We start from the raw sequence: 23,999 nt of genomic DNA, 5'->3' as shown, positions 1-23,999 counted from the left end.
GGTATGCGTATTTTTCGTTGGCTCTGGAGGGGCCCGCGTCTAACTGACACGCATCCAACTTTCCTTCAGAGCCAACAGGGCAGAGATTATTCTCTGCCCTTCGCCGTTTCTCCGGCGGGTTCTGATCCGGGCCCGCTTCCCATCTGGAACAGGACCCGAACATGAGCACAGCAACAGCAGCACACGTCACAGCAAGCAACGCCGCCGGCACCCAGGCCGCGCAACCGACGTCGAACCTGCGGGTCAGCGAATTCACTGCGCTGCCCACGCCCCAGGAACTCATCGCCCAACTGCCGCTGGACGCCCGGTTGGCGGGCGTCGTCGAACGCGGCCGCGACGAAGTCCGCGCCATCATGGACGGCGTTGACGACCGGTTGCTGGTGATTGTGGGCCCGTGTTCCATTCACGACCCCAAGGCGGGGCTGGAATACGCCCGGCGGCTGGTCAGCCAGGCCGAAAAGCACAGGGAAGACCTCCTGATCGTCATGCGGACGTACTTCGAAAAGCCCCGCACAACCGTGGGCTGGAAGGGCCTGATCAACGATCCGCGGCTGGACGGCAGCCACGACATGGTGACCGGACTGCGTACCGCCCGCCACTTCCTGCAGCAGGTCACCGCGCTGGGACTGCCCACCGCCACGGAGTTCCTGGAGCCCATCAGCCCGCAGTACATGGCCGACCTGATCTCGTGGGGAGCCATCGGGGCCCGCACCACCGAGAGCCAGATCCACCGGCAGCTCGCCTCCGGACTGTCCATGCCCATCGGCTTCAAGAACGGCACCGACGGCGACCTCCAGGTGGCCATCGACGCCTGCGGTGCGGCGGGGGCGGCCCAGGCCTTCCTTGGCATCGATGGCGACGGCAGGGCCGCGCTGGTGGCCACCGCCGGAAACCCCGACACCCACGTGATCCTCCGCGGCGGACGCAAGGGGCCCAACTACTCAAGCGCCGACGTCGAGGCTGCCTCCGCAAAGCTGGCCGGCAAACACTTGAACCCGCGCCTGATCGTGGACGCCAGCCACGCCAACAGCGGCAAGAGCCACCACCGCCAGGCGGAGGTTGCGCTGGAAATCGGTGCCCAGCTCGAGGACGGGGGCGCCTCCGCGCAGGCCATTGCGGGGGTCATGCTGGAAAGCTTCCTGGTGGGCGGCGCCCAGAACCTCGACGTTGCCTTGCACGCAGCCGGCCGGTCGGAGCTGGTGTACGGCCAGAGCGTCACGGACGCCTGCATGGACTGGGATGTTTCCGCCTCGGTCCTGGGCCAGCTGGCGGCGTCGGCGCGCAAGCGTCGGGCCGGGAAATAGGGGAGCCAATTAGGGGGACCCTACTACTTTCACTTCTGCCACAGGAACATCTAGAGTATCTAGATAGGTGGTTGGTGGATGGCTCAGCATCGGAACACCGCATTGGCACGTACCTGGGGTCACTGTTGTCCATCCGTCAGCAAAGGAATATAGGGAAATGTCGGCAGAACAGAACTTCTCCAACGCGAAGTTCCTGACCGTGGCTGAAGTAGCCCAGGTCATGCGCGTCTCCAAGATGACCGTGTACCGGCTGGTCCACTCCGGCGAGATGCCGGCGGTGCGGTTCGGGCGCTCCTACCGGGTTCCGGAAAAGGCCGTGGAACAGTACCTTAAGGGTGCTGTTGTGGACGGCCACACAGAGACCGCCTGACCAGGCTGTCCTGAGCCGCCTCCGGGAAGCGGTACCCTGTTAAAGAACGTTTTACGTCATTGTAAGAATCTGTCAGTTGTTCAGTTCGTAGCTCTGTCCACGAACAATTTCCATCAGACAGGTACTGCATCTAGTTTGGTAAGGAACTTTCGTGGGTTCAGTTATTAAGAAGCGTCGCAAGCGTATGGCCAAGAAGAAGCACCGCAAGCTGCTTCGCAAGACCCGTCACCAGCGCCGCAACAAGAAGTAGAGATACTTCCAACAGCGTGGAAATGCCCGCCGCCTTCCGAGGTGGCGGGCATTTCTGTGTCCCCCCACCCAACTAGGTAGCGCCAAGTGTCGTTTTGGGCGCCCAGAACGACACTTGGCGCTACCTAGATGCGGGGGCCGCGGATGCGGGCGAAGCCCTTCCACAGCCCGTAAACGGCACCGCCGGCCGTGGCCGCCTTGAGTCCGAAGGTGGCTGCCCGGCGTCCGGCACGGAAGTCGTAGACAGGCCAGTTGCGGTCCCGGGCGTGCCGGCGCAGGCGGGCATCAGGGTTGATGGCCACCGGGTGTCCCACCAGGGACAGCAGCGGAATGTCATTGTAGGAGTCGCTGTAGGCCCAGCAGCGCCTAAGGTCCAGGTCCTCAGCGTCCGCGATGCCCTGGACAGCTACAGCCTTGGCGGAGCCATGCAGGATGTCTCCCACCAGCCGGCCCGTGTACATGCCCTCGGATATTTCGCCCACCGTCCCCAGGGCTCCGGTGAGTCCAAGCCTGGACGAGATCACCGTGGCCACCTCGATGGGGGTTGCCGTCACCAGCCAGACCCGCCGGCCAACGCGGAGGTGCTGCTCGGCCAGGGCCTTTGCCCCGGGCCAGATCCTGGAGGCGATCATCTCGTCGTAGACCTCTTCACCGAGGGCCTTGACGTCGTCAACAGTGATCCCGGCGGCAAGGGTCAGGGCGGAGTCGCGCACTGCATGGACGTCGTCGATATTCTCGCCGCGCGCCACGAACTTGAACTGTTTCCAGGCGAAACCGGCAGCCTGGGCCATGGTGAACGCGCCGCGCTGATGCATCTTGCGCGCAACGTGGAAGAGGCTGGCTCCGCGCATCAGGGTGTTGTCCACATCGAAGAACGCCGCCTCGCCCGGCTGCGGCGCAGCAACCGGCTTGGTGACTACGGCGACGTATTTCTCCTCGGGCATGGAGTCGAGTCTAGTCAATACGCCGTCCGTTCCCCTGCGGATCGTCCATTGCAGCGCGGAGTGGCTGGCGCCGTGTAGTGGCGCGGGCGTCGCCGGGGACGGCGAACGGGGCTACCGTTAAGCCATGCCAACACCCCGCGTTGTCCTCATCACCAAAGCAGACTGCCACCTTTGTGAAGAGGCGCGCGACGCCGTGGGGCGGGTTACCGCGTCCCTGGGACTTGAGTGGACGGAAGAGTTGGTGGACAACCAACCGGAACTGCGTGACCGGTACGCGGAGGAAATCCCCGTTGTGCTGGTGGATGGCGTGCAGCGGGATTTCTGGAAGATCGACGAAGCCCGGCTGGAGCGCGTGCTCCAGCGGGCCATGGCGCAGTAGGGGAGCAGCACCGTGATGGCGCGCACGCCGGAGTCATCTGCTTTGTTGGCATCGCCGGTGGGGCCCTAGAGTGGAGTCACAACGCGATGCGAGGGAGGGGCTGGTGGCTTCGCTGGATTCAACCCCCCAGGCTGTCCCGGACCTGCCGGCGGCCCCCGAGGCCAAGCAGATACCACCTGCTGCTGTGGCCCGGCTGACGCTCTACCTGCGTGCCCTTAATACCCTCCTCGCCGAGGGCGTGGAACGCGTCTCCTCCGAATCCCTGGCCGAGGCCTCCGGCGTCAGTTCCGCAACCCTGCGCAAGGACCTGTCCCACGTGGGTTCGTACGGCACCCGCGGTGTGGGCTATGAGGTGCAGTACCTGAGCCGGCACATAGCCGCCGCCCTCGGCCTCACCCACGACTGGAAAGTGGCGATCGTTGGCGCCGGCAACCTGGGCAAGGCCCTGGCGCGGTACGGCGGCTTCGAATCCCGCGGGTTCGACGTCGTGGCCATCTTTGATGCGGACCAGATGGTGGTGGGCAACGAAGTGGGCTGGCTGCGCGTCAGCGACGTGGCGGACATGGAAGCCGTGCTGCACCGGACCGGGGCGAACATGGTGGTGCTGGCCCTGCCGGCCGCCGTGGCGCAGGATATCTGTGACCGCGTGGTGGCGGCCGGCGTCCACAGCATCCTCAGTTTTGCCCCCGTGATGCTCCAGGTGCCGGAGGGAGTCAACCTCCGCAAAGTGGACATGGCTACCGAGTTGCAGATCCTGGCCTACCACGCACAACGGGCGCAGGCTCCGGAGCAGACCGCCTAGGTACCTGGCGGCAGTTCCGTTGCCCACGCCCGCAGGGGTGGTTACTTCTGCTGGTCCGTGCTGCTGTTACCGGCCGTACGGGTTGCCGAAGCCGCCGCCGTACGGGTTGGCGAACGGCTGCTGCTTCCGGAAATAGGGAGCGGCGGCTGGCAGGTAGAGCAGCACAATCGCGGCAATCCCCAGCAGCGTTCCGATGGTGGCAAGGCTGGGCGGGCCAAAGAGGCCGAAAACGGAAAGCCCCGCGAAGACGGTGCCCAGGATGCGGGCCCAGTTTTTGCCCTTGCGGACGAAGAAGGCCACCAGCAGGTACAGGGCCAGGCCGATGATGGCGAACACCACCAGTGTGCCGGCGATGACGCCCTTCATGTCCTCGTAGGTGACGCCGGCCCCGGTACCTTCAACCTGCTGCTCAAAGGCATTGCGGAACATGGGGTCATCCAGCGTGGTCAGCCCGGTCAGCATGGACACCACGAAGATGGCGGCCGAAGCGATCAGCAGCCAGAAGGAGATGTTGACCAGCTGGGGGACGCCGGCGCTCCCGGACGGCTGCGGCTGCTCCGACGGATACTGCGCATAGGGGGACTGGCCATACGGCGACTGGCCGAACTGCTGCTGCCCGTAGCCGGGTGCCGGCGGCGGGTTCTGGCCGTACTGCGGGGCGTTCTGCCCGTACTGGGGAGCGCCGGACTGGCCGTATTGCGGAGGGTTCTGGCCGTACTCGGGCGTTCCGGACTGCCCGTACTGCGGTGCGTTCTGCCCGTACTGCGGGGCTCCCGACTGCTGGCCGTACTGCGGGGCGTTCTGGCCGTAGCGGGGAGCCTGGCCGCCGGACTCGGGATCGTTGGGAACGGGAGGCGGGACGGGGGGAGTACTCATGAGCGGTCCTTTTGCATGTCGGGTTTCCAGGTCTGCCGGGACTAGTCCTGTTCCCCTACCCCCAGCATGGCTTAAGTCCACCGTACCCCCGGGCGGGCCGCTTGGGGGTCATTCCGAAGAGGTATTCCCGCGCCTTCCTGCTGCCGCAAAAAATGCCCGGGAGCCGGGCAGCCAAAGCAGCACCGCGGCAACCAGGCTGACAAGGAAGGCGATCCAGTTCCCGGCCTGGCCCGTGCCAATCGCAGCGTTGGCCACCCCCAGGACCAGAATGGCTGCGGAGAGGGCCGTCAATGCCAGCCGGGCCCAGTTCCTGCCGGCTTTCATCCTGACTGCGAGGACCATCTGGGCAACCCCCACCGCGGCCGCCAGCAGCATCAGGGTAACGACGGCGGCTGCTGCGGAGGGCGCCGCAGAAAAAAGCACCAGGGATGCCAGCATTCCCAGGAACCCGCCAAGCATGCCCAGCAAGCCTCCGATGAACCAGATCCAGAACGAGACCTTGATTTCCGTCGGGCGGCCTGCCACCGAAAACAGCGCATTCAGGGCGCCCTGTCGCGGGCCGGAAGGGTAGCTCATGGCGTTCACTGTAGTACCGCCGTCGTACGTTTAAACGCGGCCACCCCGGCGCCGCATGGAAGCGGTGCCGGGGTGGGGCATCGTTAAGGAGTAGCTGCTTACGCTGCAGGAGCGATGAAAGCGAGTTCGAGGTTGATGGCAACCTTGTCGCTGACCAGGACGCCGCCGGCCTCAAGTACGGCGTTCCAGGTGAGGCCGAAATCCTTGCGGCTGATGGTGGTTTCAGCGGAGACGCCGGCGCGGGTGTTGCCGAAGGGGTCCACGGCAACGCCATTGAACTCGGTTTCCAGGGTGACGGGGCGGGTAACGCCCTTGATGGTGAGGTCCCCGGCCAGCTCGTAGCTGTTGCCCTTGGCCACCAGGCCGTTGGAGACGAAGGAGATCTCGGGGAACTTCTCCACGTCGAAGAAGTCCTCCCCCTTGACGTGGCCGTCGCGGTTTACGTCGCCGGAGTCAAAGCTGGCGGTGTTGATGGTGGCGTTGATCTTGGAATCGGCCACGTTCTCGGCGAGTTCCAGGGTGGCTTCCGCTTCCTTGAACTGGCCGCGTACCTTGCTGATGCCGGCGTGGCGGACGGTGAAGCCGATCTCGCTGTGCGAGTTGTCCAGGGTCCAGGTGCCGGTGGTGACGTCTGCGGGAAGTGCCATGATGGTGCTCCTTCTGTGGTTTGCCTTTGTCGGGTGGAATTGAAGCTTCATCTGTTGAAGACTCAACTAACTGCTGCATCTACTATAAACATGCATTTGCATCTTTTGTTCCCGATTCCGGAACATTTCTTCACAAAGTTCAGTTCTACTCCTTGTAGAAGATTTCGGATCGCACGCCATCTTTGAGAAACTGGTAAACATGCCCCAAGCCACTGTCCATTTGCTCCGCCACGGCGAGGTCCACAATCCTGACGGCGTTCTGTACGGACGGCTGCCCGAATTCCACCTCTCCGAACTGGGGCAGGAGATGGCGCGCATGCTTGCCGAGCACTTCAGCCGCCGCGCTGCGGCCGGCGCCCGGATCACCTACCTGGCCGCCTCCCCGCTTGACCGCGCGCAGGAAACTGCACGGCCGACGTCGGACGCCCTGCGCCTCCAGATCCACACGGACGAGCGGATCATCGAAGCGGAAAACTACTTCGAGGGCATGAAGGTCACCAAGGCCGAACTGCGCCGCCCCAAGCACTGGCCCCGGCTGGTCAACCCGCTCCGGCCCTCCTGGGGCGAGCCTTATAAGAAGCAGGCTGAGCGCGTCATGGCGGCAGTGCAGGCGGCGCGCCTGCGTGCCATTGAACTGGCGGCCGGGGACTTCGGCGCGGACGGTCCCGAGGCGATCATGGTGAGCCACCAGCTGCCCATCTGGGCCACCCGCCTGAGCGCCGAAGGCAAACCCCTCTGGCATGACCCGCGGAAACGCGAGTGCACCCTGACATCCATCACGTCGCTGGTGTTCGACGACGACGGCACGCTTCTGCGCGTGCAGTACAGCGAGCCGGCGGCTTCCCTTCTTCCGGGTGCGGCAAGCACCCCTGGAGCCTAGTTGTGACCGACAGTAAGACCACGTCCCGCAGAAGCATGCTTGCAGCCGCCGGACTCGCCCTCGCTGCGCTGACGGTTGGCCTTTCGGGCTGCGCCCAGGAGGATGCCCTGGCCAAGCAGGCCCGGGCCGGGGACAACAAAAACTACGTGGCCGGGGACGGGTCCGTGACCGAGTTCGCCGCAGGGGACCGGAAATCCGCCATCCAGATCAGCGGCACCCTCTTCAACGGCACCCCAGTGGCGCCGGCCGATTTCCAGGGCAAGGTGACAGTCCTGAACTTCTGGTTCGCCGCATGTGCCCCCTGCCGGGTGGAGGCCCCCATCCTCGAGGAGCTCCACCAGGAGTTCAAGGACCAGGGCGTGCAGTTCTTCGGCGTCAACCTCCGCGACGAGAAAGCCACCGCCGAGGCCTTCGAGAAGACCTTCAACCTGACCTACCCCAGCTTTGACGACAAGGACGGCGGCGTCCTGCTGTCCGTTTCCGGGCTGGTGCCGCCGGGCGCCGTCCCCACCACCCTGGTGCTGGACAAGCAGGGCCGCGTGGCGTCGCGCGTGCTGGGTGAAGTCCAAAAAGGCACCCTGAAGGCCCTCATCGCTGCGGCCGTGGCAGAGTAGCGGACCCGTGAACAGCCCCTTTGCCGAAGCCATCCTGAACGGCTCGCTCCTGCTCGCCATTCCCGTGGCCCTGCTGGCCGGACTGGTTTCCTTCCTGTCCCCGTGCGTCCTGCCCCTGGTGCCCGGCTACCTGGGCTACGTCACCGGGCTGAGCGGAGTGGACCTGGAGAAGCAGAAGCGCGGCCGGATGCTGCTGGGCATCGGCCTGTTCGTCCTGGGCTTCTCCGTGATCTTCGTCCTCCTCGGCGGCGCCTTCGGCCAGCTTGGCACGCTCATCACCGGATCCCAGAACGCCTGGATCACCCAGCTGTTGGGCGTCCTGGTGATCATCATGGGCATCGTGTTCATGGGCGGCTTCAGCTGGCTGCAGCGTGACGCCAAGATCCACGCCAAGCCGCCCGCCGGGCTGTGGGGAGCTCCGCTGCTGGGCCTCACCTTCGGGTTGGGCTGGGCCCCCTGCATCGGCCCCACCTACTCCGCCGTCCAGCTCCTGAGCCTCTCCGGCGGCTCCTCGGCCGCGAAGGGCGCGTTCCTGGCCTTTGTCTACAGCCTGGGCCTGGGCATCCCGTTCCTCCTGATCGCCCTGGCGCTCCGCCGGGGCATGGGGGTGATGGCCTTCTTCCGCAAGCACCGGCTGGCCATCCAGCGGACCGGCGGCGGCATCCTGGTGGTGCTCGGGCTCCTGATGGCAAGCGGCGTCTGGGGAACCTGGGTGACCGAACTCCAGTACTGGTTCCAAACCGATGTGAAGTTGCCGATCTGATGAGCGAGCGCGTGAACATAGAGAACAAGCAGTCCGCCCCGGTGGACGGCAAACTGGCTGAAGCCAAGGCAGAGGCTGCCCTGCCGGCGCTGGGCCCCAAGGAGATGCTGCGCTGGGCGTGGACCCAGCTGACCAGCATGCGTACCGCGCTGTTCCTGTTGCTGCTCCTGGCCGTGGCGGCAGTCCCGGGTTCGCTCTTCCCGCAGCGGCCCGCCAACCCGTCCGTGGTCACCCAATACATCAAGGACAACCCGGACTACGGCAAGCTGCTGGACTCCCTGCAGCTGTACGACGTCTACTCCTCGGCCTGGTTCTCGGCCATCTACCTGCTGCTGTTCATCTCGCTGATCGGCTGCGTAGTGCCCCGCGCCATCGCCCACTACAAAGCCATGCGGTCCCAGCCGCCGCGCACCCCCAAACGCCTGTCCCGCCTTCCGGAGTACGGCACCATGGTCATTCCCGCCGGGGCCGGGCTCCCGGCGTCGGACGCCATCCACAGCGCCGCCGGACTGCTGAAGAAGCGCGGCTACCGCGTGGAAGTGAGGGACGACGACGGCGCGCGGCCGTCTTTGGGAGCCGAGCGCGGCTTCCTGAAGGAAGTAGGCAACCTCGTCTTCCACACTTCGCTCATCGGAGTGTTGGTTTCGGTGGCCGCCGGCGGCCTGTTCGGCTACAGCGGGCAGCGCATCCTGGTGGAGGGGGACACGTTCGTGAACACCCTGGTGGGTTACGACCAGTTCAATCCCGGCACCAACTTCCAGTCCAGCCAGCTGCAGCCCTATTCGGTGCAGCTGGACAAGTTCGACATCACCTTCGACCGTGAGTCCGAGGGCAAGTTCGGCCAGCCCATCGACTTTTCCGCCGCTGTGACCACCAAGGAAAACCCGGATTCCCCCGCCCGGCAGGAAATCCTGAAGGTCAACGACCCCATTACCCTGGGCGGCACCAGCATCTACCTCACCGGCAACGGCTACGCCCCCGTGGTCACCATCCGGGACGGTGCAGGCAACGTGGCCATGCAGGGCCCGGTGGTGGCCAAACTGCAGGGTGACAACTACTACTCCTCCGTGGTGATCAAGGTTCCCGACGCCCGGCCGGACCAGCTGGGCTTCGCGGGCTTCTTCCTGCCCACGGCCTTCGTCACCGACGAGGGCGTCTCCTTCAGCGGGGACCCGGAGCTCTTCAACCCGCAGCTGACGCTCAACTCCTATTACGGCGACCTCGGCCTGGACGACGGCGCCCCGCAGAACGTGTTCGAACTCGATGTGCAGGACCTCACCCCGCTGAACGCCCGCAACCTCGACGCCGGCGGCATCACCCTGACGCCCGGGACCAGCTATACCCTGCCCGACGGCAAGGGCACCATCAGCTTCGACGGCGTCAAGCGCTACATCGGCGTGGACATCCACCACAACCCCGGCCAGCTCTACGCCCTGATTTTCGCGCTGCTGGCCGTGGCGGGCCTGATCCTCTCGCTCTACGTCAACCGCCGCCGCGTGTGGGTCCGGACAGGCACCCACGAGGACGGGCGCACCATGGTTGAATACGGGCTCCTGGCCCGCGGCGAAGACCACCGGCTTGCCGCCGAAGCGGCAGCCCTCCGGAAGCTGCTGGCCGACGAATGGCAGCTGGACCCGGAACAGGCCGCAACTACTTCTTCACCCACCACCCCAGCAGGCCCCACCGGGCCCGAAAAGGACCAGTAATGCCGTACGGAATCAACGAAATCATGGGCCAGTACAGCGAACTCTTCATGCTGCTGGCCGCGGGCACCTACACGGTGGCCTTTATCGCTTTCGCGTGGGACCTGGCCAAGAGCAGCAAGGCCCTGCGCGCGATCGACCTCAAGGCCGCCCAGGCCGGCGAAGCCGGGCGGGTGCCGGTAGCTGCCGGAGCGGGCGCCCGCAGCGAGGCGCACCTTGCCGGGCCTGCTGACCGGGCTGAACGACCGTCGTCGTCCACTGCCACTCTGTCCGGCGCAGGAGGCGGGGGAGCCGCCACCGCCGACGCGGACATGCGGTATGCCGCGGAACGACGCGCTCCGGCGCGGGTTGCGGTGGCCCTGACCATCCTTGGCGCGCTGATCCACGGCGCCGGCGTGGTCACCCGCGCCCTGGGCGCCGGCCGGGTGCCCTGGGGCAACATGTACGAGTTCCTCACCACCGGCGCGTTCGTGGCGGTGGCTGTGTTCCTGCTGGTGCTGGTCCGCCGCGACCTGCGCTTCCTGGGCACCTTCGTGGTGGGCCTGGCCATCATCATGCTGGTTGCCGCCTCCGTGGCGTACTGGACGCCGGTGGGCCACCTGGTTCCCGCGCTGCAGAGCTACTGGCTGATCATCCACGTGTCCATCGCCGTGCTCTCCTCGGCGCTCTTCACCCTGACGTTTGCCATGTCCGCGCTGCAGCTGGTCCAGTCCCACCGCCAGAAAACGGTGGCCGCGGGCGGGGCGGACAAGCTGGGTTTCATGCGCCTCGTGCCCTCTGCCCTGAGCCTGGAAAACCTGTCCTACCGCATCAACGCGATCGCCTTCATCGGCTGGACCTTCACCCTGATGTTCGGTGCCATCTGGGCGGAAAAGGCGTGGGGACGGTTCTGGGGCTGGGACACCAAAGAGGTGTGGACCTTCGTGATCTGGGTGGTCTACGCAGGCTACCTCCACGCCCGTGCCACCCGCGGCTGGACGGGTACCCGGGCTGCCTGGCTCTCGATTGTCGGCTACCTTTGTGTCATTTTCAACTTCACCATCGTGAACCAGTTTTTCAACGGGCTGCACTCGTACTCAGGCCTCTGAGCAGGGGTTTCTTCCGATCCGGCGGACCGCTCACGGAAAATAACAATTCGGTGTAGCAATAGGGGTGTTCGCCGTCCGGCCGTGGTGCTACCTTGGTGACGTTCGCCAGTGATGAAGCTTGCAGGCGAGACAACAGTTTTTCCTGAGGTTCCCATGAGCTACGTTCTCGCCATCGATGTCGGGACCAGCTTCACAGCTGCTGCCGTTGCCCGTTTTGACCAAGGAGCGTCTTCTTCCCCCGAGTGCCTGCCGCTCGGACTCCGCGGTGCCTCGGTGCCCTCCGTGCTTTTTTACCCGGAGGAAGGCCCCGTCCTGGTGGGCGAAGCCGCGGAACGCCGCGGCCTCGACTCCCCGGCCCGGGTGGTGCGGGAATTCAAGCGCCGTGTGGGCGACGCCGTGCCGCTTTCCGTGGGCGCGCTGTCCTTGCCCGCCGAGGACGTCTTCGCCACCATGGCCCGGTGGGTGGCGGACCGCGCGGAAGAGCGCGAGGGGGCGCCGCCGTCGGACATCATCCTGACCCACCCTGCAGCCTGGGGCAGCCACCGGACCACCCTTTTGAAGGCCGCCCTGGCGTCCAAGGGCCTGCAGGACGTAACACTGGTGACCGAGCCGGAGGCGGCCGCCCTGCACTACGCTTCGCAGGTCCGCGTTGATGAGGGAAGCACCATTGCCGTCTACGACCTCGGCGGCGGAACCTTTGACACGGCGGTCCTGAGAAAGGCCGGCACCAGCCGCTTCGAACTGCTCGGCCGTCCGGAGGGCATTGAAAACCTCGGCGGGGCCGATTTCGACGCCGCCGTCCTGCGCTACGTCGCCGGGCATACCGGCGACGTCCTCGCCACCCTGGACCCCGCCGACCCGGGTGCCCTGGCGGCCCTTGCAAGGCTGCAGCGCGAATGCGTGGAGGCAAAGGAGGCGCTCTCCGCGGACAGCGAAGCCAGTATCTCCGTGCTCCTCCCCGGATTCCAGCAACAGGTGCGCCTGGTCCGTTCCGAATTCGAGGCGCTCATCGAAGAGCCCCTGCGGGAGACCGTGGACGCACTGGAACAGTCGCTGGCAGACCTCCAGCTGCAGCCCGCAGACCTTTCCGCCGTGCTCCTGATCGGCGGCTCATCACGGATTCCCTTGGTGGCCCAACTGATTTCGGAGCAGCTGGACCGTCCCATCGCCGTGGACGCGGACCCCAAGTCCTCCATCTGCCTGGGAGCTGCCGTGGCAGCGGTGCTCGCGAGGCAGGCCGCCGCCGCTGCCGAAGCCGCGGCGGCCGCGGAAGCAGCGGCCGCCGTCGAGCCTGATGAGGCGGCCGGGCACACGCCGGGGCGGCTGGCCAGTTGGTCCCGGAAGGGCACGACGGCGGCCGGAGCGTTGGCAGGGTCCGCGCCGCAGGGCCCGGGGCACGGCCATCCCGGGCACGGCACGCGGGGCGGTGCGCACGCACCCAAGCCCAGCGTACGGTTCACCGCCATCGCTGCTGCTGCGGCTTTGTTCACCGTTCTGTCCGCTACGGCAGCACAGAGTCCCGAGGGCCTGAGCAGCCTGACTGCCATTTTTACGCCGGACGCGGGCGCAAGCGAAGACAAGGGTGCCTCAGCCAGCGGTGCCGGCGGTGCCGGCGGAGGGTCGGGCGGACAGGCAGCAGCCGGAGCGGGAGTGGAGGCCCAGGCACCGGCCAAGGGCATCGAGGCGGCCGCAAAGAAAAAGGACGCGGGAGGGGCCGGCCTGGAAGTGGCTGCTTCGCCCACCAGCAAGCCGACCTCCAGCGCATCCGGGGGGAAGGCCGCCGGGGAGAAAGCGGCGGGGGAGAAGGCTGCGGCGGGATCCGACGGCACCAGCGCCGCGCCCGGGTCAGGCACCAGCACGGGTACCGCGCCGGGCACCGCTGCCGGAACGGGCGATGCGGCCCCAGGAACGACGGAGCCCACAGGAACGCCGACCGGAAGCACCGGCACTGCCGGACCGACAACGCCCGGCACCACGGACCCCGTGACCCAGGAGCCTGTACCAACTACGCCCGCACCTGTGGAACCGGCACCCGTGGACCCTGCCCCCACCACACCGGTGGAGCCCGTTCCGGAGCCGGTACCCACCACGCCCGTTGCGGAGCCTGTTCCCACTACCGTGGAACCGGCACCCGTGGAGCCCGCGCCGGTGGAGCCTGCGCCGGTGGAGCCGGTTCCTACCCAGACCCAGACCACGGAGGCGCCCCCGCCTCCACCCCCGTCCGAGACGGTCGCCCCGGTCACGCCTGCCGAACCGGTGGCGTGAGCATGACTGGGCATCACAACCGGCCCTCGGACCGGACTGACTCCCTGCTGCCGGAACTGCACAATGACGCGCCGCCGCAGGGTGCCGCCGAGCAAATGGCGCGGCAGCTCAAGGGCGAAAACGCGGCCGTCCGGGAACTGCTGCTTGCACTGTCCGTCGGTTTCACGCTGCCCGGACCGCTTCCGGCGGACCTGCAGGGCAAGATCGACCGCGGCGAGGTGGAAAGCCTGACCGCCCTGGTGGAACGGGCCGAGGCGGCAGGCCTCCTGACCGCGGACGGCTCCGTTGTGGGCCCGGCACAGCACGCGCTGCTCACCGTCGCCCCTACCGCCAAAGTCCACGCCCTCCAGCGGGAACTCGTAACTGCGTACGCCAGCCAGGGGCAGCCCCTGGGCGACTTCGCCCGCGAGCTGGCCCGTGGCGGCCTGGCGGACCCCCGCGTCGCGGCTGAGCTGGAACACGCAGGGGACAAGGCCCTGGAGCACAACCCGGCGCTGGCCTCGCAGCTCTACGGGGAAGCCCTGTTGGCCGGAGCGGACGAGACCGGCACCGCAGCCCGGCGCGCCCAGGCGGCTGCGGCTGACGGCGACCTGGACGCAGCCACTCGGATCATCGATACGTTGCTGGTGTGCGACAACCCGCCGGATGTCCGCCGGGGTGCCGACGTGGCCGCCGCGGTGTGGGCCCAGCGCGGGATGCTGGCGCGGGCAGCGGATGCGTACAGCTGGCTCGGCGCTACCCGGATGGGACCGTCCGCGCCCCTTGCTGCCGTGGCCATGGTGGGATGCGGCAACAGGGCCGGCGCGGAGGCACTGTTCCGCGCGGACGCTCCGCCCGCTTCTCCCACCCTTTTGGCCGCCACCCTTGCCGAGACCGGCAAAGGCGTCCTCGGTTCCTTGGGGGAGGATCCGTACCAGGCGCTGCCAGTGCTGATCCATGCTGCAGACATGTTCAACGCGGCGGGCGCGGCGCTGCCGCTTCCGGAGACCCCCGCCGCCCTGGCTGCGCTGGTGGCCCTGCACAGTGGGGAGCCGCACCTGGCGGAAGGTGTCTGCCGGGCGGCAACAGCGGCTGGACAGGGCGGCAACGCCGCTAAGCCCCGGCTCTTCCTGCTGCAGGCATGGTCTGCCATGCAGCAGGACAAACTCGAGGATGCGCGGCTCGCAATCAACGAAGCGTCCAAAGCGAACCATTGGCCCCTCGTTCCCCGGGATGAATTCCTGCGGGCCGCCCTGGAAGTGGGCCTGGCCCGGCGGAACGGGGAAGTTCCGGAGCTGGTGATGGCATGGGAGCGGGCACGTGAAGCCATGCTGCACACCTCGGTGGACCTGTACAGCCTCCTCCCCTGGGGCGAGCTGATGATCACGGCTGCCCGGCTCAGGGAGACCCGGAGGGTGGCGCACTATCTCGATGAAGCGCGGCAGCTGCTGGACCGGCTGGGCGATCCGCCGTTGTGGGCAGTCCCGTTCCACTGGGCGGCGGTGCAGGCTGCGCTGTTGGGTGAAAGCCCGGCGCAGCTCGCCCCGCATGCTGCCGCCCTGGCGCGCGCAGCCCGTACCAGCCACCTCGCCGCGGTCCTTGCCGCTGCGGGCAAGGCCTGGGTGTCCGTCCTCGCCGGCAGGTTCACGACGGCGGACGTGGAGTCCGCAGCGCGGGGGTTGGGCAGGGTGGGCATGCCCTGGGAAGGCGCCCGGCTGGCAGGGCATGCAGCGGCAAAAGCGGAAGAACGCAAAGACATGGTGCGGCTGCTCTCCTGCGCCCGGGACCTCCATCCCCAGCCTGGCCCGGCAGGAAACGGAGCAGGGTCCGGACAGGACGCCCGTGCTGTGCCTGCCGCAGAAACCGCAGGCAGCATCCAGCAGGATGGGTCCGGCCTGAGCGAACGGGAAAAGGAAGTAGCCCGGCTGGTGCTCGAAGGCAAGACGTACCGGGAGATCGGTGAGGCCATCTACATCTCCCCCCGGACTGCCGAACACCACATCGCCAGGATGCGACGCCGCCTGGGCGCGGAAAACCGGTCAGACCTGTTGGCACGGTTGCGCCTTGCCCTGGGCTCCGAAAATCCCCCTCAGGAATAAGCCCCTAACCCCCCTAACACCAGGGGGTTCAGGTTCCCCGGCAGGGTGCTTCCCGGTAGGGGGAAACGGCCCGATGCCCGGTCCCCACCCGGGACCATACGTTTGATTCAAGCCCGGCAACGACGCCGGGCGATCCGCAACTCAGAGAGAAGATTGAGGACCATCAAATGACACTCGCAAACGACCTCGTCCAGTTCCTGATGCACCTCTTCGGCGACCGCCAGGCCGCACAGGACTTCCTGGATGATCCGGAAAAGGTACTGGACGAGCACGGCCTGGGTGACGTCTGCTCTGCAGACGTGGACGCCGCAATGCCGGTAGTCCTGGACTACGCACCCGTCACCATCAACACCTCCCGGTTCGACCGTGAGTACAACACCGGCGGCAACACCTCCTGGACCGGCCACATTGGCGGCGGCGGCAGCACCGGCGGCGGAAATCACGGCGGCGGCGGGCACCACGGCGGCGGACACGGTGGGGGTCACCATGACCACGAAGACCACGCCCACGCAGTCCAGCAGCTCCACCACGTGGTGAACAACTACTCCTACACCTCCACGGTGGACGACCGCGACAACATCGTTGACCAGTCCGTCAACCAGAACATCTGGGCCGAAGGCGACGTGGAGCAGTGGTTCGACAACGATTCCGTCATCGCCTCCGGCGACCGCTCCATCGCAGCCGGCGACGACGCCAACGTCGAGGACTCCAACAACATCGAGGATTCCTACAACACGGACAACTCCACGGATAACTCCACGGACAACTCCATCCGTGCCGGCGGCGACGTCAACATCGGCAACGAAGAGACGGACATCGACGACTCCTTCAACACCGACCTGGACGTCGATGTGGAGGATTCGTTCAACGACAACTCGGACAACTCGGTCAACGACTCCTACAACGACAACTCGGACAACTCGGTTGAGAATGATCTCGAGGTGGACGTCGAGGATTCCTTCAACGACAACTCCGTGGAGCTGACCGACAACTCGGACAACTCGATCAACACTGACGTTGAGATCGAGGATTCCTTCAACGAGGACAGCTCCACCAATGTTGAACTGAACGACTCCTTCAACGACAACTCCACCACGGAGACCACCGAGGTTGAGATCGAGGACTCGTTCCAGGACAACTCCACCGATGTGGACGTCGAGGTCGAGGACTCCTTCCAGGACAACTCAGAGACCACGGTCGTCGAGGACAACATTGTTGTCGCCGACAACGAGCTGACCTACACCGAGGACAACTCCACCAACACCGAGGTGGAGGTCGACGCGGACATCGAGGTCGAAGACTCGGCGATCGTCCTCTAACGACAAGTCCCGGGTACCCGTAAGCGCCCGGCAGGAGCACCCAGAACTCCTGCCGGGCTCTTCCCGGCTTATCCCGCATTCCGTGTGAAACCTGAGGCAAAGGACGCGCTGTGGCAGAAGCAGGACTGGCAAAACCTTCAACCCCGGTGACATCGGGGCAGCTCGTGAAACTGGTGGAGCAGGGCCTCCAGCTGGTGGGCACGGGGGACCGGACGGACCTCCGCAAACGCCTGGACCAAACCCTGGTACGGCTCAGGGATCCCAGCATCCGGGTGATCGTCGTCGGCGAATTCAAGCAAGGCAAAAGCAAGCTGATCAACGCACTGGTCAACGCCCCGGTGTGCCCGGTGGACGATGACATCGCAACCTCTGTCCCCACCGTGGTCCGCTACGGTGACCCGGCATCGGCAAGCATCCTGGTTCCAAAGGCCGACGCCGATGCCGTGGACGAGGGCAACGTTGAGCGGCAGCCAATCAACATCGCCGACCTTGCTGCCTTCGTCTCAGAGCGCGGCAATCCAGGAAACAGCAAGAAACTGGTGGCCGCGGAGGTCTGCCTCCCACGGAAGCTCCTCACCGGCGGCCTCACCATCATTGACTCCCCGGGGGTCGGCGGCATGGGATCGTCGCACACCCTCACCACCCTCACCGCCCTGCCCACGGCCGACGCCATGCTCCTGGTCAGCGACGCCTCGCAGGAATACACCGAACCCGAGCTGCGCTTCCTCCGCCAGGCCATGCGGATCACCCCCAGCGTTGTGGGGATCCTCTCCAAGACAGACCTCTACCCGGATTGGCGGCGCGTGGAGGAACTGGACCGCGCGCACCTCGCACAGGTTGCCCAGGACATCCCGCTTTACCCAGTTTCCTCCGACCTCCGCCTGGAGGCCTCCCGGCTGCAGGACGCCGAACTCAACGCCGAGTCGGGCTTCCCGGGACTGATAACCCACCTCCGCAACGAGATCGTGGGGAAGGCGCAGCGCCTCCAGCGGCGCTCGGTGAGCCAGGACTTGCTGTCCGTCACGGAAAACCTCCGTCTCTCATTGCAGTCGGAACTGGAAGCCTTGGAGAACCCGGAGCGGACACCCCAAATGATCGCGGGGCTGGAGCTGGCCAAGGCTGAGGCCGACGACCTCCGGAAACGTTCCGCCCGGTGGCAGATCACCCTTAATGACGGCATCAGCGACCTGATCGCCGATATGGAATACGACCTGCGGGACAGGTTGCGCCGGATCCAGCGGGAAGCTGAAACAGCAATCGACCAGGGCGATCCCGGACCCACCTGGCCCCAGTTCACCAAATGGCTTGAGGAGTGCGCCGCGGCGGCGATCTCGGACACGTTCGTCTGGACCAGCGAGCGTGCCCAGTGGCTCGCCGCCCAGGTGGCAGAACACTTCGCAGCTGATGAAGTGACGCTGCCTGTGTTCCGCGTGTCCGATACCGGGGACGCCCTGGACCCCGTGGATGAGATGCCAACACTGGACGACGGCCGCATCAAACCCCTGCAAAAGGTCCTGATCGGCATGCGCGGGTCCTACGGCGGTGTGCTGATGTTCGGGCTCCTGACCGGCATCTTTGGCATGGCCCTGATCAATCCGCTCTCGGTGGGAGCGGGCCTGCTGCTGGGGCGCAAGGCGTACCGTGAAGACCAGGAGGCCCGGCTCAAGCGCCGGCAGACCGAAGCGAAGGCACTGGTGCGGCGGCAGTTGGATGACGTCACGTTCCAGGTTGGAAAGCAGCTCAAGGACAGGCTGCGGCTGGTCCAGCGTTCCACCCGCGACCACTTTACCGAGATAGCGGACGAGCACCACCGGTCCCTTACTGATTCGGTGGCGGCAGCCCAGAAGGCGGCAACGACCTACGCACTCGAAAAGGATGTCCGCATCCGGGAGATCAAAGCTGAGCTCACGAAGGTGGACGCCCTGTCCCGCGCCGCCCAGGCTGTGGCCGCCGAAACGGCCAAAACTGCCGTACCCGCCGCGCCGGGGGCGGCAGGCACGGCATCCCGGAGTGCGGGCGGAGGGGGAAACGCAGGGTCATCAACGCGAAACCCGGCCCAGCGGACAGCGGGGGCGCCGACAGTGGCGGCCGTAGGATGAAAAACACCACGATCGCCGGCGCGAAGGACCTGGTCCGGGCCGCGCTTGAGGTGTACCGGGATGACCCCGCCGCCTCAGCGGCACTCCAAGACTATGCTCGCAGGCTGTCCGAGCCGTTGCGGGTGGCCATTGCCGGCATGGTCAAGGCCGGCAAGTCCACCTTGCTGAACGCAATCATCGGCGAGGAGATAGCCCCCACGGACACGGGTGAATGCACCCGGATCGTCACCTGGTACCGGCACGGGCACACGCCCCGGATCACTCTCTACCCGGTAGAGGGCGAACCCCGGAACCTTCCGCTCAAGCGCGTGGACGGCCGGCTGGTGTTCGTCCTGGGCGACGTGCAGGCGGAGGATGTCCAGCGCCTTGACGTGCAGTGGCCCGCCCCGGCACTCCAGGCCATGACGCTGATAGATACCCCCGGCATAGCCTCGCTCTCCGGGGATGTCTCCGCGCGGTCCACCAGCTTCCTGGCGCCGGCCGATGCGCCGTCAGAGGCTGATGCCATCATCTACCTGATGCGGCACATGCATGCGTCGGACCTGAGGTTCCTGGAATCCTTCGCCGACACCATGGCGGGGCGGTCGGGAACGGTGAATGCCCTGGCCGTGCTGTCCCGTGCCGACGAAGTGGGTGCCGGACGGATTGATTCCCTCCTCTCCGCCGGGGAAATCGCCGAAAGGTACCGGCGGGACCACAACCTGCGGAAATTGGCGCTGGGCGTCGTCCCGGTGGCGGGACTACTGGCGCAAAGCGCCCGCAGCATGCGCCAGCCTGACTTCGATTCTCTTCGGCTGCTGGCCCAGCTGGACCGCCCGGTCCGGGAAAGGATGCTGCTTTCGGCTGACCGGTTCCTCCGGGCAACGGATCCGGAAGGAATGACGGCGAAGGCCAGGGCCTCGCTGCTGCAAAGGTACGGCCTGTTTGGGATCCGCCTGGCGGTGGTCCTTATCCGCAACGGCTTTGACGAGCCCACGCCCCTTGCCCACGAGCTTGCGCGCCGCAGCGGCCTGGATCCGCTGCTGGAGATGCTTGGCCGGCAGTTCCAGGCCCGCGCGGACGCCCTCAAGGCCCGGACTGCCCTCGTTGCGGTGGACTCCCTGCTGCGCAGTTCTCCCCGGGAGGGCACCGGTGATTTGGCCGCCGCCCTCGAAAGGCTCCAGGTCAATGCGCACGAGTTCCGTGAACTGCGGCTGCTTGCCTCGCTGCGTACCTCCGGGGTGGCACTGAACCCGGAACTGGCTGCCGAGGCTGAACGCCTGATCGGGGGCTGGGGCGCGGCGTCCCACGTCCGGCTGGGGCTGGAACCGGAGGCAACGCCTGAGCAGCTTTCAGACGAGGTCCGCAGCAACCTGGCGCGCTGGCGTGCCCTTGCCGCGAACCCCCTGACGGACAGGGCTGCGCTGGAGGCCTGCCGGGTGGTGATCCGAAGTTGCGAGGGCATCCTGGCAGAAGCCTCAGCCCGGGAACTCCACCGCCAGATCTCGCAGCGCTCAGCCCTGCAGGAACCGGTGCGGCACCCTAAGCCGTTATCTGCCTGACTTCAGCCAGGCGTTGGAGGCGGGGACGAAGAAGAGCACCAGCCCGATGAACGCCAGCAGGGTCTGGAGCCCCCAGAGCATGACCACGTAGCTGCCGCCATCGCCGGCGGGCACCAGGAAGGTTGCGGCCACCAGCATCACCAGCACTTGCCCGGCCAGCAGCGGGACCAGCGCCCAGCGCGCCCAGCCCTGGCGCCCCATGACCACGCCCAACATGGCGGCCTGGAGGAGGATCACCAGGAGCAGGGCTCCCACGCTTCCCCAGAAGACGATGCCTGCGGCAGTGGTAACCGCCTCCGCATCGCCGTCGGGAGCCATGTCCTGCACCACGGTTCGAAGCCGTTCCAGGTGGGAGTCGCGGGTGAGGAAGGATCCCACCAGTACGGCCAGGCCTGCAACGAAGCTGAACAGCCACAAAGTCCTGGCAAGCGTGATGCTGCGCGGTGCCGCTTTGACGGCCACGATGGGCGCCGGCGAAGCATAGGACAGGCCGGGCCGAGGGGGCGGCGCAGGCTGCGCAGGTGATGGCCCGTCTGGCGGGGAGGCTGCTCCTGCAGGGGTGCGCAGGCGATCTTCTCCGTCAGTTTCGTGAGCCATAAACGCGTCCCTACTTCAGTCCGTCGTTGTCGTGTTCGTCTGATTGGTGCTTGTCTTTCCCGCCGCCGTCTTCCTTGGCCTTGGCCTCGAGTTCATCCTTGAGCTTCTTCAGGCGCGCCGCCTCGGCCTCCTGCCGGCGCCGCAGCTCGAGGTTGCGCAGGAAGTCCGGATCGTCGTCCGGGGCGGTGGGGTGGCGGTAGTTCTGGCGCTGCGGGGGAGTGCCGCGCGGCCGCCCGATGAGGAGCCAGAGGATGGCGCCCACCACGGGAAGGACGATCATGACCACGATCCAGGCAGGTTTGGAGATCCCTCGGGTCAGGCGCCCGTCGGTGCGGATCACGTCCACGAGGCCATACACGAAGATGGCGAGGACTGCGACGGCCAAAGCCACACGGAGGAGCATGTCATTAAGTCTATCGTCAGGAGGGGCAAGGGCCGCCGGCGGGAGGCGGCTAAACTTGAATAGTGGCCTTTTTGAAATATTCCCTGATCCGCCTGGCTCTGTTCGCGCCCCTGTTCGTGCTTTTCACGTTCCTGGGCCTGGGCGCCCTGATGTCCGTCATCTGCGCAGCCCTGATCGCCTTCGCCGTGAGCTACCTGTTTTTCCAGAAGCAGCGCGATGAAGCTGCAGCCGCCCTGCAGCACCGTTTCTCCGGCAAGGCGAAACCGCTGCGCAGCGCAAACGAAGTCCAGGACGCCCATGCCGAGGACGCACTGCTGGACGCCAACCCGGATGTATCCATCAGCAACGACGCCAAGGACCGCAGGCGCGCCTGATCCAGGCTAGAACCCGCGGGTCAGTACCAGTCCCGCTGAAAACAGCACGCTGTAGCCGAGGTTGATCAGGCCGGTCTGCTTCAGCACGGGGATGAGGCTCTTGCGCTTGCGGCCGTTGATCATCAGCCAGGCCGGCATCAGGCAGGCCGGAATCAGCAGCAGGACGATCAGCATCCACGGCCGGGCGGGCGCCAGGATCACCACCAGCAGGATGGCCACCGCGAGCATCAGCACGTAGCTTTCCCGTGCATGCTTGTCGCCCAGCCGCACCGCCAGGGTCTTCTTGCCCGCCTGCATGTCGGTGGGAATATCCCGGACGTTGTTGGCCATCAGCAAGGCGGTGGCGATGAGGCCTGTGCCGATCGCGCCGATGATGGCAGGGAGGTTGATCTGGCCCGCCTGGGTGTAGGTGGTGCCCAGGGTGGCCACCAGGCCGAAGAACACAAACACGAAAACGTCCCCCAGGCCCATGTAGCCGTACGGGTTCTTGCCGCCGGTATAGCCCCAGGCGGCCAGTACGCATCCCAGCCCCACCAGGATCAGCCACCAGCTTTGGGTGATCACCACCAGGACCAGGCCGAAGACCATGGCTGCGGCGAACGCACCGAAGGCGGCCCGCTTGACGTGCTCCGGGCTGGCTGCCCCGGACCCCACCAGCCGCAGCGGGCCGACACGGTCATCGTCGGTCCCGCGGATGCCGTCCGAGTAGTCGTTGGCAAAGTTCACGCCCACCTGGAGCAGGAGTGCCACCAGCGCCGCGAGGATTGCGTTGGGCAGGAGGAAGGAACCCATCTCATAGGCTGCGGCGGAGCCGATCAGCACCGGCGCAATCGCGGCGGGCAGCGTCCGGAGTCGGGCGCCTTGGATCCATTGTGCGGCTGTGGCCACGGTCAGTACCTCGCGTGTGGTTGGGGAAGGCGGCGGGAGGGGCCCGCCGGGTGGTGCAGGTCTACTTTACTTTCCCTCGTGGAGGGCGTTGAGCTCGGCGGTCATGGCCAGCCGGTCGGGTTTGCCGTTGGGCAGCATCAGCAGTGAGGGTGCCGCCAGCACCGTCTTGGGCGCCAGGATCCCCAAGGTCCGGTGCCATGCGCGTTCAAGTACGACGGCGTGGTCCCCGCCTTCCGCCGTGGCGGCACCCGCCGCCTGCGGCGCCAACGCCACGTACGCGGCCACAGCCTGCCCCCATTCCGCGGATGGAACGCCCGCCACGAAAGCCGCTGTGACGTCGTCGTACTTTTCCAGTTCCTCCTGTATATGCGCCGCGGACACCTTGACGCCGCCGGTGATGATCACGTCGTCGGCCCTGCCCAGCACGGTCAGCCGGCCGTCGTCGTCGATGCTGCCCAGGTCGCTGGTCCGGTACCAGCGCACGCCGTCGTCCTCGAAGAAGGTTCCGGTGTCCTGGTCCGGTGCTTCCAGGTAACCCGCCGCGATTGTGTCCCCGCCCAGGAGGATCCTGCCGTCCTCTGCCACGCGGACCGAGACGCCTTCCAGCGGGTAGCCGTTGTAGACGCAGCCGCCGGAGGACTCCGCGGACCCGTAGGTGGTGATAACCCGGACTCCGGCGTCGCGGGCCGCGTCCAGCAGTGGTGCCGGGGCGGGGGCGCCGCCCAGCAGGACGGCGTTGAAGCGGCGGAGCACGGCAAGGGTTTCCGGCGAGGGATTGTCGAGCAGACGCTGCAGCTGCGTGGGAACCAGGGAGGTGAAGCGGATCTTGTCCGTCAGTTCGAGCGCCGCCTCGGTGAAGGCTTCCGGCGTGAACCCGCCGGACATGTCCATCACCCACGGGCGCGTGCCCGCGAACAGCGAGCGCACCAGGACCTGGATTCCGGCCACGTACTGGACGGGCAGCGCCAGGAGCCACTGCCCCTCGCCCTTGAGCGCCAGGGCTGTAGCCATGGAGGACGCCGCCAGCGATTCGACGGTCAGGACCGTGGCCTTGGGGGCGCCGGTGGAACCCGAGGTGCGGACCACCACTACCGCGTCATCGCAGCCGGGAGTCTCCACGTGGCCCACCACCAGGGCGCCGTCCTCATCGATGGAAAGTTCGACGGCGGGGCCCTCGCCATGGAGGGCGGCCGCCAGGGCCCTGAGGGCCGGCTCGATGTTGAGCGCGTTCATGTGCCGC

24 protein-coding genes are annotated in these 23,999 nt (G+C 66.6%); 16 read left to right on the top strand and 8 right to left on the bottom strand.

Annotated features, from left to right (window positions below):
- Nucleotides 1–161: 161 nt before the first annotated feature.
- The 3 genes from ASPHE3_RS15955 (at nt 162) to ASPHE3_RS21595 (ending at nt 1,924) form a co-directional block, all read left to right on the top strand.
- On the top strand, nt 162–1,304 hold the full coding sequence (locus tag ASPHE3_RS15955) for a 3-deoxy-7-phosphoheptulonate synthase (protein ID WP_013602227.1): 1,143 nt from the start codon (nt 162–164) through the stop codon (nt 1,302–1,304).
- Between the two features lie 157 nt (nt 1,305–1,461).
- On the top strand, nt 1,462–1,674 hold the full coding sequence (locus tag ASPHE3_RS15950) for a helix-turn-helix domain-containing protein (RefSeq protein WP_013602226.1): 213 nt from the start codon (nt 1,462–1,464) through the stop codon (nt 1,672–1,674).
- A 151-nt stretch (nt 1,675–1,825) separates the two neighbouring features.
- Nucleotides 1,826–1,924: a 30S ribosomal protein bS22 gene (locus ASPHE3_RS21595; RefSeq protein WP_003792170.1), complete on the top strand. Its 99-nt coding sequence runs from the start codon at nt 1,826–1,828 to the stop codon at nt 1,922–1,924.
- Between the two features lie 124 nt (nt 1,925–2,048).
- Here ASPHE3_RS21595 and ASPHE3_RS15945 read toward each other — a convergent pair whose 3' ends face one another.
- On the bottom strand, nt 2,049–2,867 hold the full coding sequence (locus ASPHE3_RS15945) for an HAD family hydrolase (RefSeq protein WP_013602225.1): 819 nt from the start codon (nt 2,865–2,867) through the stop codon (nt 2,049–2,051).
- Between the two features lie 124 nt (nt 2,868–2,991).
- Between ASPHE3_RS15945 and ASPHE3_RS15940 the strand changes: the two genes are divergently transcribed.
- Together ASPHE3_RS15940 and ASPHE3_RS15935 are read left to right on the top strand one after the other, a co-directional pair.
- A complete protein-coding gene (locus ASPHE3_RS15940) occupies nt 2,992–3,246 on the top strand; it encodes a glutaredoxin family protein (protein WP_013602224.1) in 255 nt (84 codons plus the stop codon).
- Nucleotides 3,247–3,349: 103 nt separating this feature from the next.
- Nucleotides 3,350–4,048, top strand: a complete 699-nt coding sequence (locus tag ASPHE3_RS15935; RefSeq protein WP_013602223.1) for a redox-sensing transcriptional repressor Rex — start codon at nt 3,350–3,352, stop codon at nt 4,046–4,048.
- A 66-nt stretch (nt 4,049–4,114) separates the two neighbouring features.
- On the opposite strand, the gene ASPHE3_RS15930 is transcribed toward ASPHE3_RS15935, so the two are convergent.
- The 3 genes from ASPHE3_RS15930 to ASPHE3_RS15920 all read right to left on the bottom strand — a co-directional run bounded on the left by ASPHE3_RS15930 (nt 4,115) and on the right by ASPHE3_RS15920 (nt 6,147).
- Nucleotides 4,115–4,924, bottom strand: coding sequence for a heme-copper oxidase family protein (locus tag ASPHE3_RS15930; protein WP_013602222.1), 810 nt, complete (start codon nt 4,922–4,924; stop codon nt 4,115–4,117).
- Nucleotides 4,925–5,032: 108 nt separating this feature from the next.
- Entirely contained in the window at nt 5,033–5,500 is a 468-nt protein-coding gene (locus ASPHE3_RS15925; RefSeq protein ID WP_013602221.1) for a hypothetical protein, read from the bottom strand.
- Between the two features lie 98 nt (nt 5,501–5,598).
- Nucleotides 5,599–6,147, bottom strand: a complete 549-nt coding sequence (locus ASPHE3_RS15920) for a YceI family protein (RefSeq protein WP_013602220.1) — start codon at nt 6,145–6,147, stop codon at nt 5,599–5,601.
- A 199-nt stretch (nt 6,148–6,346) separates the two neighbouring features.
- Between ASPHE3_RS15920 and ASPHE3_RS15915 the strand changes: the two genes are divergently transcribed.
- The 10 genes from ASPHE3_RS15915 (at nt 6,347) to ASPHE3_RS15870 (ending at nt 20,497) form a co-directional block, all read left to right on the top strand.
- Nucleotides 6,347–7,027, top strand: a complete 681-nt coding sequence (locus ASPHE3_RS15915) for a histidine phosphatase family protein (protein WP_013602219.1) — start codon at nt 6,347–6,349, stop codon at nt 7,025–7,027.
- Nucleotides 7,028–7,062: 35 nt separating this feature from the next.
- A complete protein-coding gene (locus ASPHE3_RS15910; protein ID WP_013602218.1) occupies nt 7,063–7,641 on the top strand; it encodes a TlpA family protein disulfide reductase in 579 nt (192 codons plus the stop codon).
- Between the two features lie 7 nt (nt 7,642–7,648).
- Nucleotides 7,649–8,404, top strand: a complete 756-nt coding sequence (locus tag ASPHE3_RS15905; protein ID WP_013602217.1) for a cytochrome c biogenesis CcdA family protein — start codon at nt 7,649–7,651, stop codon at nt 8,402–8,404.
- Nucleotides 8,404–10,110, top strand: coding sequence for a cytochrome c biogenesis protein ResB (gene resB, locus ASPHE3_RS15900; protein WP_013602216.1), 1,707 nt, complete (start codon nt 8,404–8,406; stop codon nt 10,108–10,110). Before ASPHE3_RS15905 ends, resB begins: the two co-directional genes overlap by 1 nt.
- Nucleotides 10,110–11,195, top strand: coding sequence for a c-type cytochrome biogenesis protein CcsB (ccsB, locus tag ASPHE3_RS15895; RefSeq protein ID WP_013602215.1), 1,086 nt, complete (start codon nt 10,110–10,112; stop codon nt 11,193–11,195). Before resB ends, ccsB begins: the two co-directional genes overlap by 1 nt.
- A 153-nt stretch (nt 11,196–11,348) precedes the next feature.
- Nucleotides 11,349–13,460 (top strand): Hsp70 family protein, encoded by a 2,112-nt coding sequence (locus tag ASPHE3_RS15890; RefSeq protein ID WP_013602214.1) that lies wholly within the window; start codon nt 11,349–11,351, stop codon nt 13,458–13,460.
- A gap of 2 nt (nt 13,461–13,462) precedes the next feature.
- Entirely contained in the window at nt 13,463–15,538 is a 2,076-nt protein-coding gene (locus ASPHE3_RS15885) for a LuxR C-terminal-related transcriptional regulator (RefSeq protein WP_041652284.1), read from the top strand.
- A 167-nt stretch (nt 15,539–15,705) separates the two neighbouring features.
- Nucleotides 15,706–16,857: an IniB N-terminal domain-containing protein gene (locus ASPHE3_RS15880; protein WP_013602212.1), complete on the top strand. Its 1,152-nt coding sequence runs from the start codon at nt 15,706–15,708 to the stop codon at nt 16,855–16,857.
- A gap of 110 nt (nt 16,858–16,967) precedes the next feature.
- Nucleotides 16,968–18,956 (top strand): dynamin family protein, encoded by a 1,989-nt coding sequence (locus ASPHE3_RS15875; RefSeq protein ID WP_013602211.1) that lies wholly within the window; start codon nt 16,968–16,970, stop codon nt 18,954–18,956.
- Nucleotides 18,953–20,497, top strand: coding sequence for a dynamin family protein (locus ASPHE3_RS15870; RefSeq protein WP_013602210.1), 1,545 nt, complete (start codon nt 18,953–18,955; stop codon nt 20,495–20,497). The genes ASPHE3_RS15875 and ASPHE3_RS15870 overlap by 4 nt, the downstream gene beginning before the upstream one ends.
- Here ASPHE3_RS15870 and ASPHE3_RS15865 read toward each other — a convergent pair.
- Together ASPHE3_RS15865 and ASPHE3_RS15860 are read right to left on the bottom strand one after the other, a co-directional pair.
- Nucleotides 20,486–21,094, bottom strand: a complete 609-nt coding sequence (locus ASPHE3_RS15865; RefSeq protein ID WP_041652282.1) for a hypothetical protein — start codon at nt 21,092–21,094, stop codon at nt 20,486–20,488. The genes ASPHE3_RS15870 and ASPHE3_RS15865 overlap by 12 nt on opposite strands.
- Nucleotides 21,095–21,104: 10 nt before the next feature.
- Entirely contained in the window at nt 21,105–21,497 is a 393-nt protein-coding gene (locus tag ASPHE3_RS15860) for a PLD nuclease N-terminal domain-containing protein (RefSeq protein ID WP_013602208.1), read from the bottom strand.
- A gap of 62 nt (nt 21,498–21,559) precedes the next feature.
- Between ASPHE3_RS15860 and ASPHE3_RS15855 the strand changes: the two genes are divergently transcribed.
- Nucleotides 21,560–21,871, top strand: coding sequence for a DUF4229 domain-containing protein (locus ASPHE3_RS15855; protein WP_013602207.1), 312 nt, complete (start codon nt 21,560–21,562; stop codon nt 21,869–21,871).
- Nucleotides 21,872–21,877: 6 nt separating this feature from the next.
- Here ASPHE3_RS15855 and ASPHE3_RS15850 read toward each other — a convergent pair whose 3' ends face one another.
- Together ASPHE3_RS15850 and ASPHE3_RS15845 are read right to left on the bottom strand one after the other, a co-directional pair.
- On the bottom strand, nt 21,878–22,759 hold the full coding sequence (locus ASPHE3_RS15850; RefSeq protein ID WP_013602206.1) for a 1,4-dihydroxy-2-naphthoate polyprenyltransferase: 882 nt from the start codon (nt 22,757–22,759) through the stop codon (nt 21,878–21,880).
- A gap of 66 nt (nt 22,760–22,825) precedes the next feature.
- Nucleotides 22,826–23,992: an AMP-binding protein gene (locus ASPHE3_RS15845; protein ID WP_013602205.1), complete on the bottom strand. Its 1,167-nt coding sequence runs from the start codon at nt 23,990–23,992 to the stop codon at nt 22,826–22,828.
- Between the last annotated feature and the right edge of the window lie 7 nt (nt 23,993–23,999).

This window comes from Pseudarthrobacter phenanthrenivorans Sphe3, assembly GCF_000189535.1.
Taxonomy (GTDB): Bacteria; Actinomycetota; Actinomycetes; order Actinomycetales; family Micrococcaceae; genus Arthrobacter; species Arthrobacter phenanthrenivorans.
Note: the sequence above shows the minus strand (reverse complement) of the source record. Positions and strands in the feature narration are given on the sequence as shown.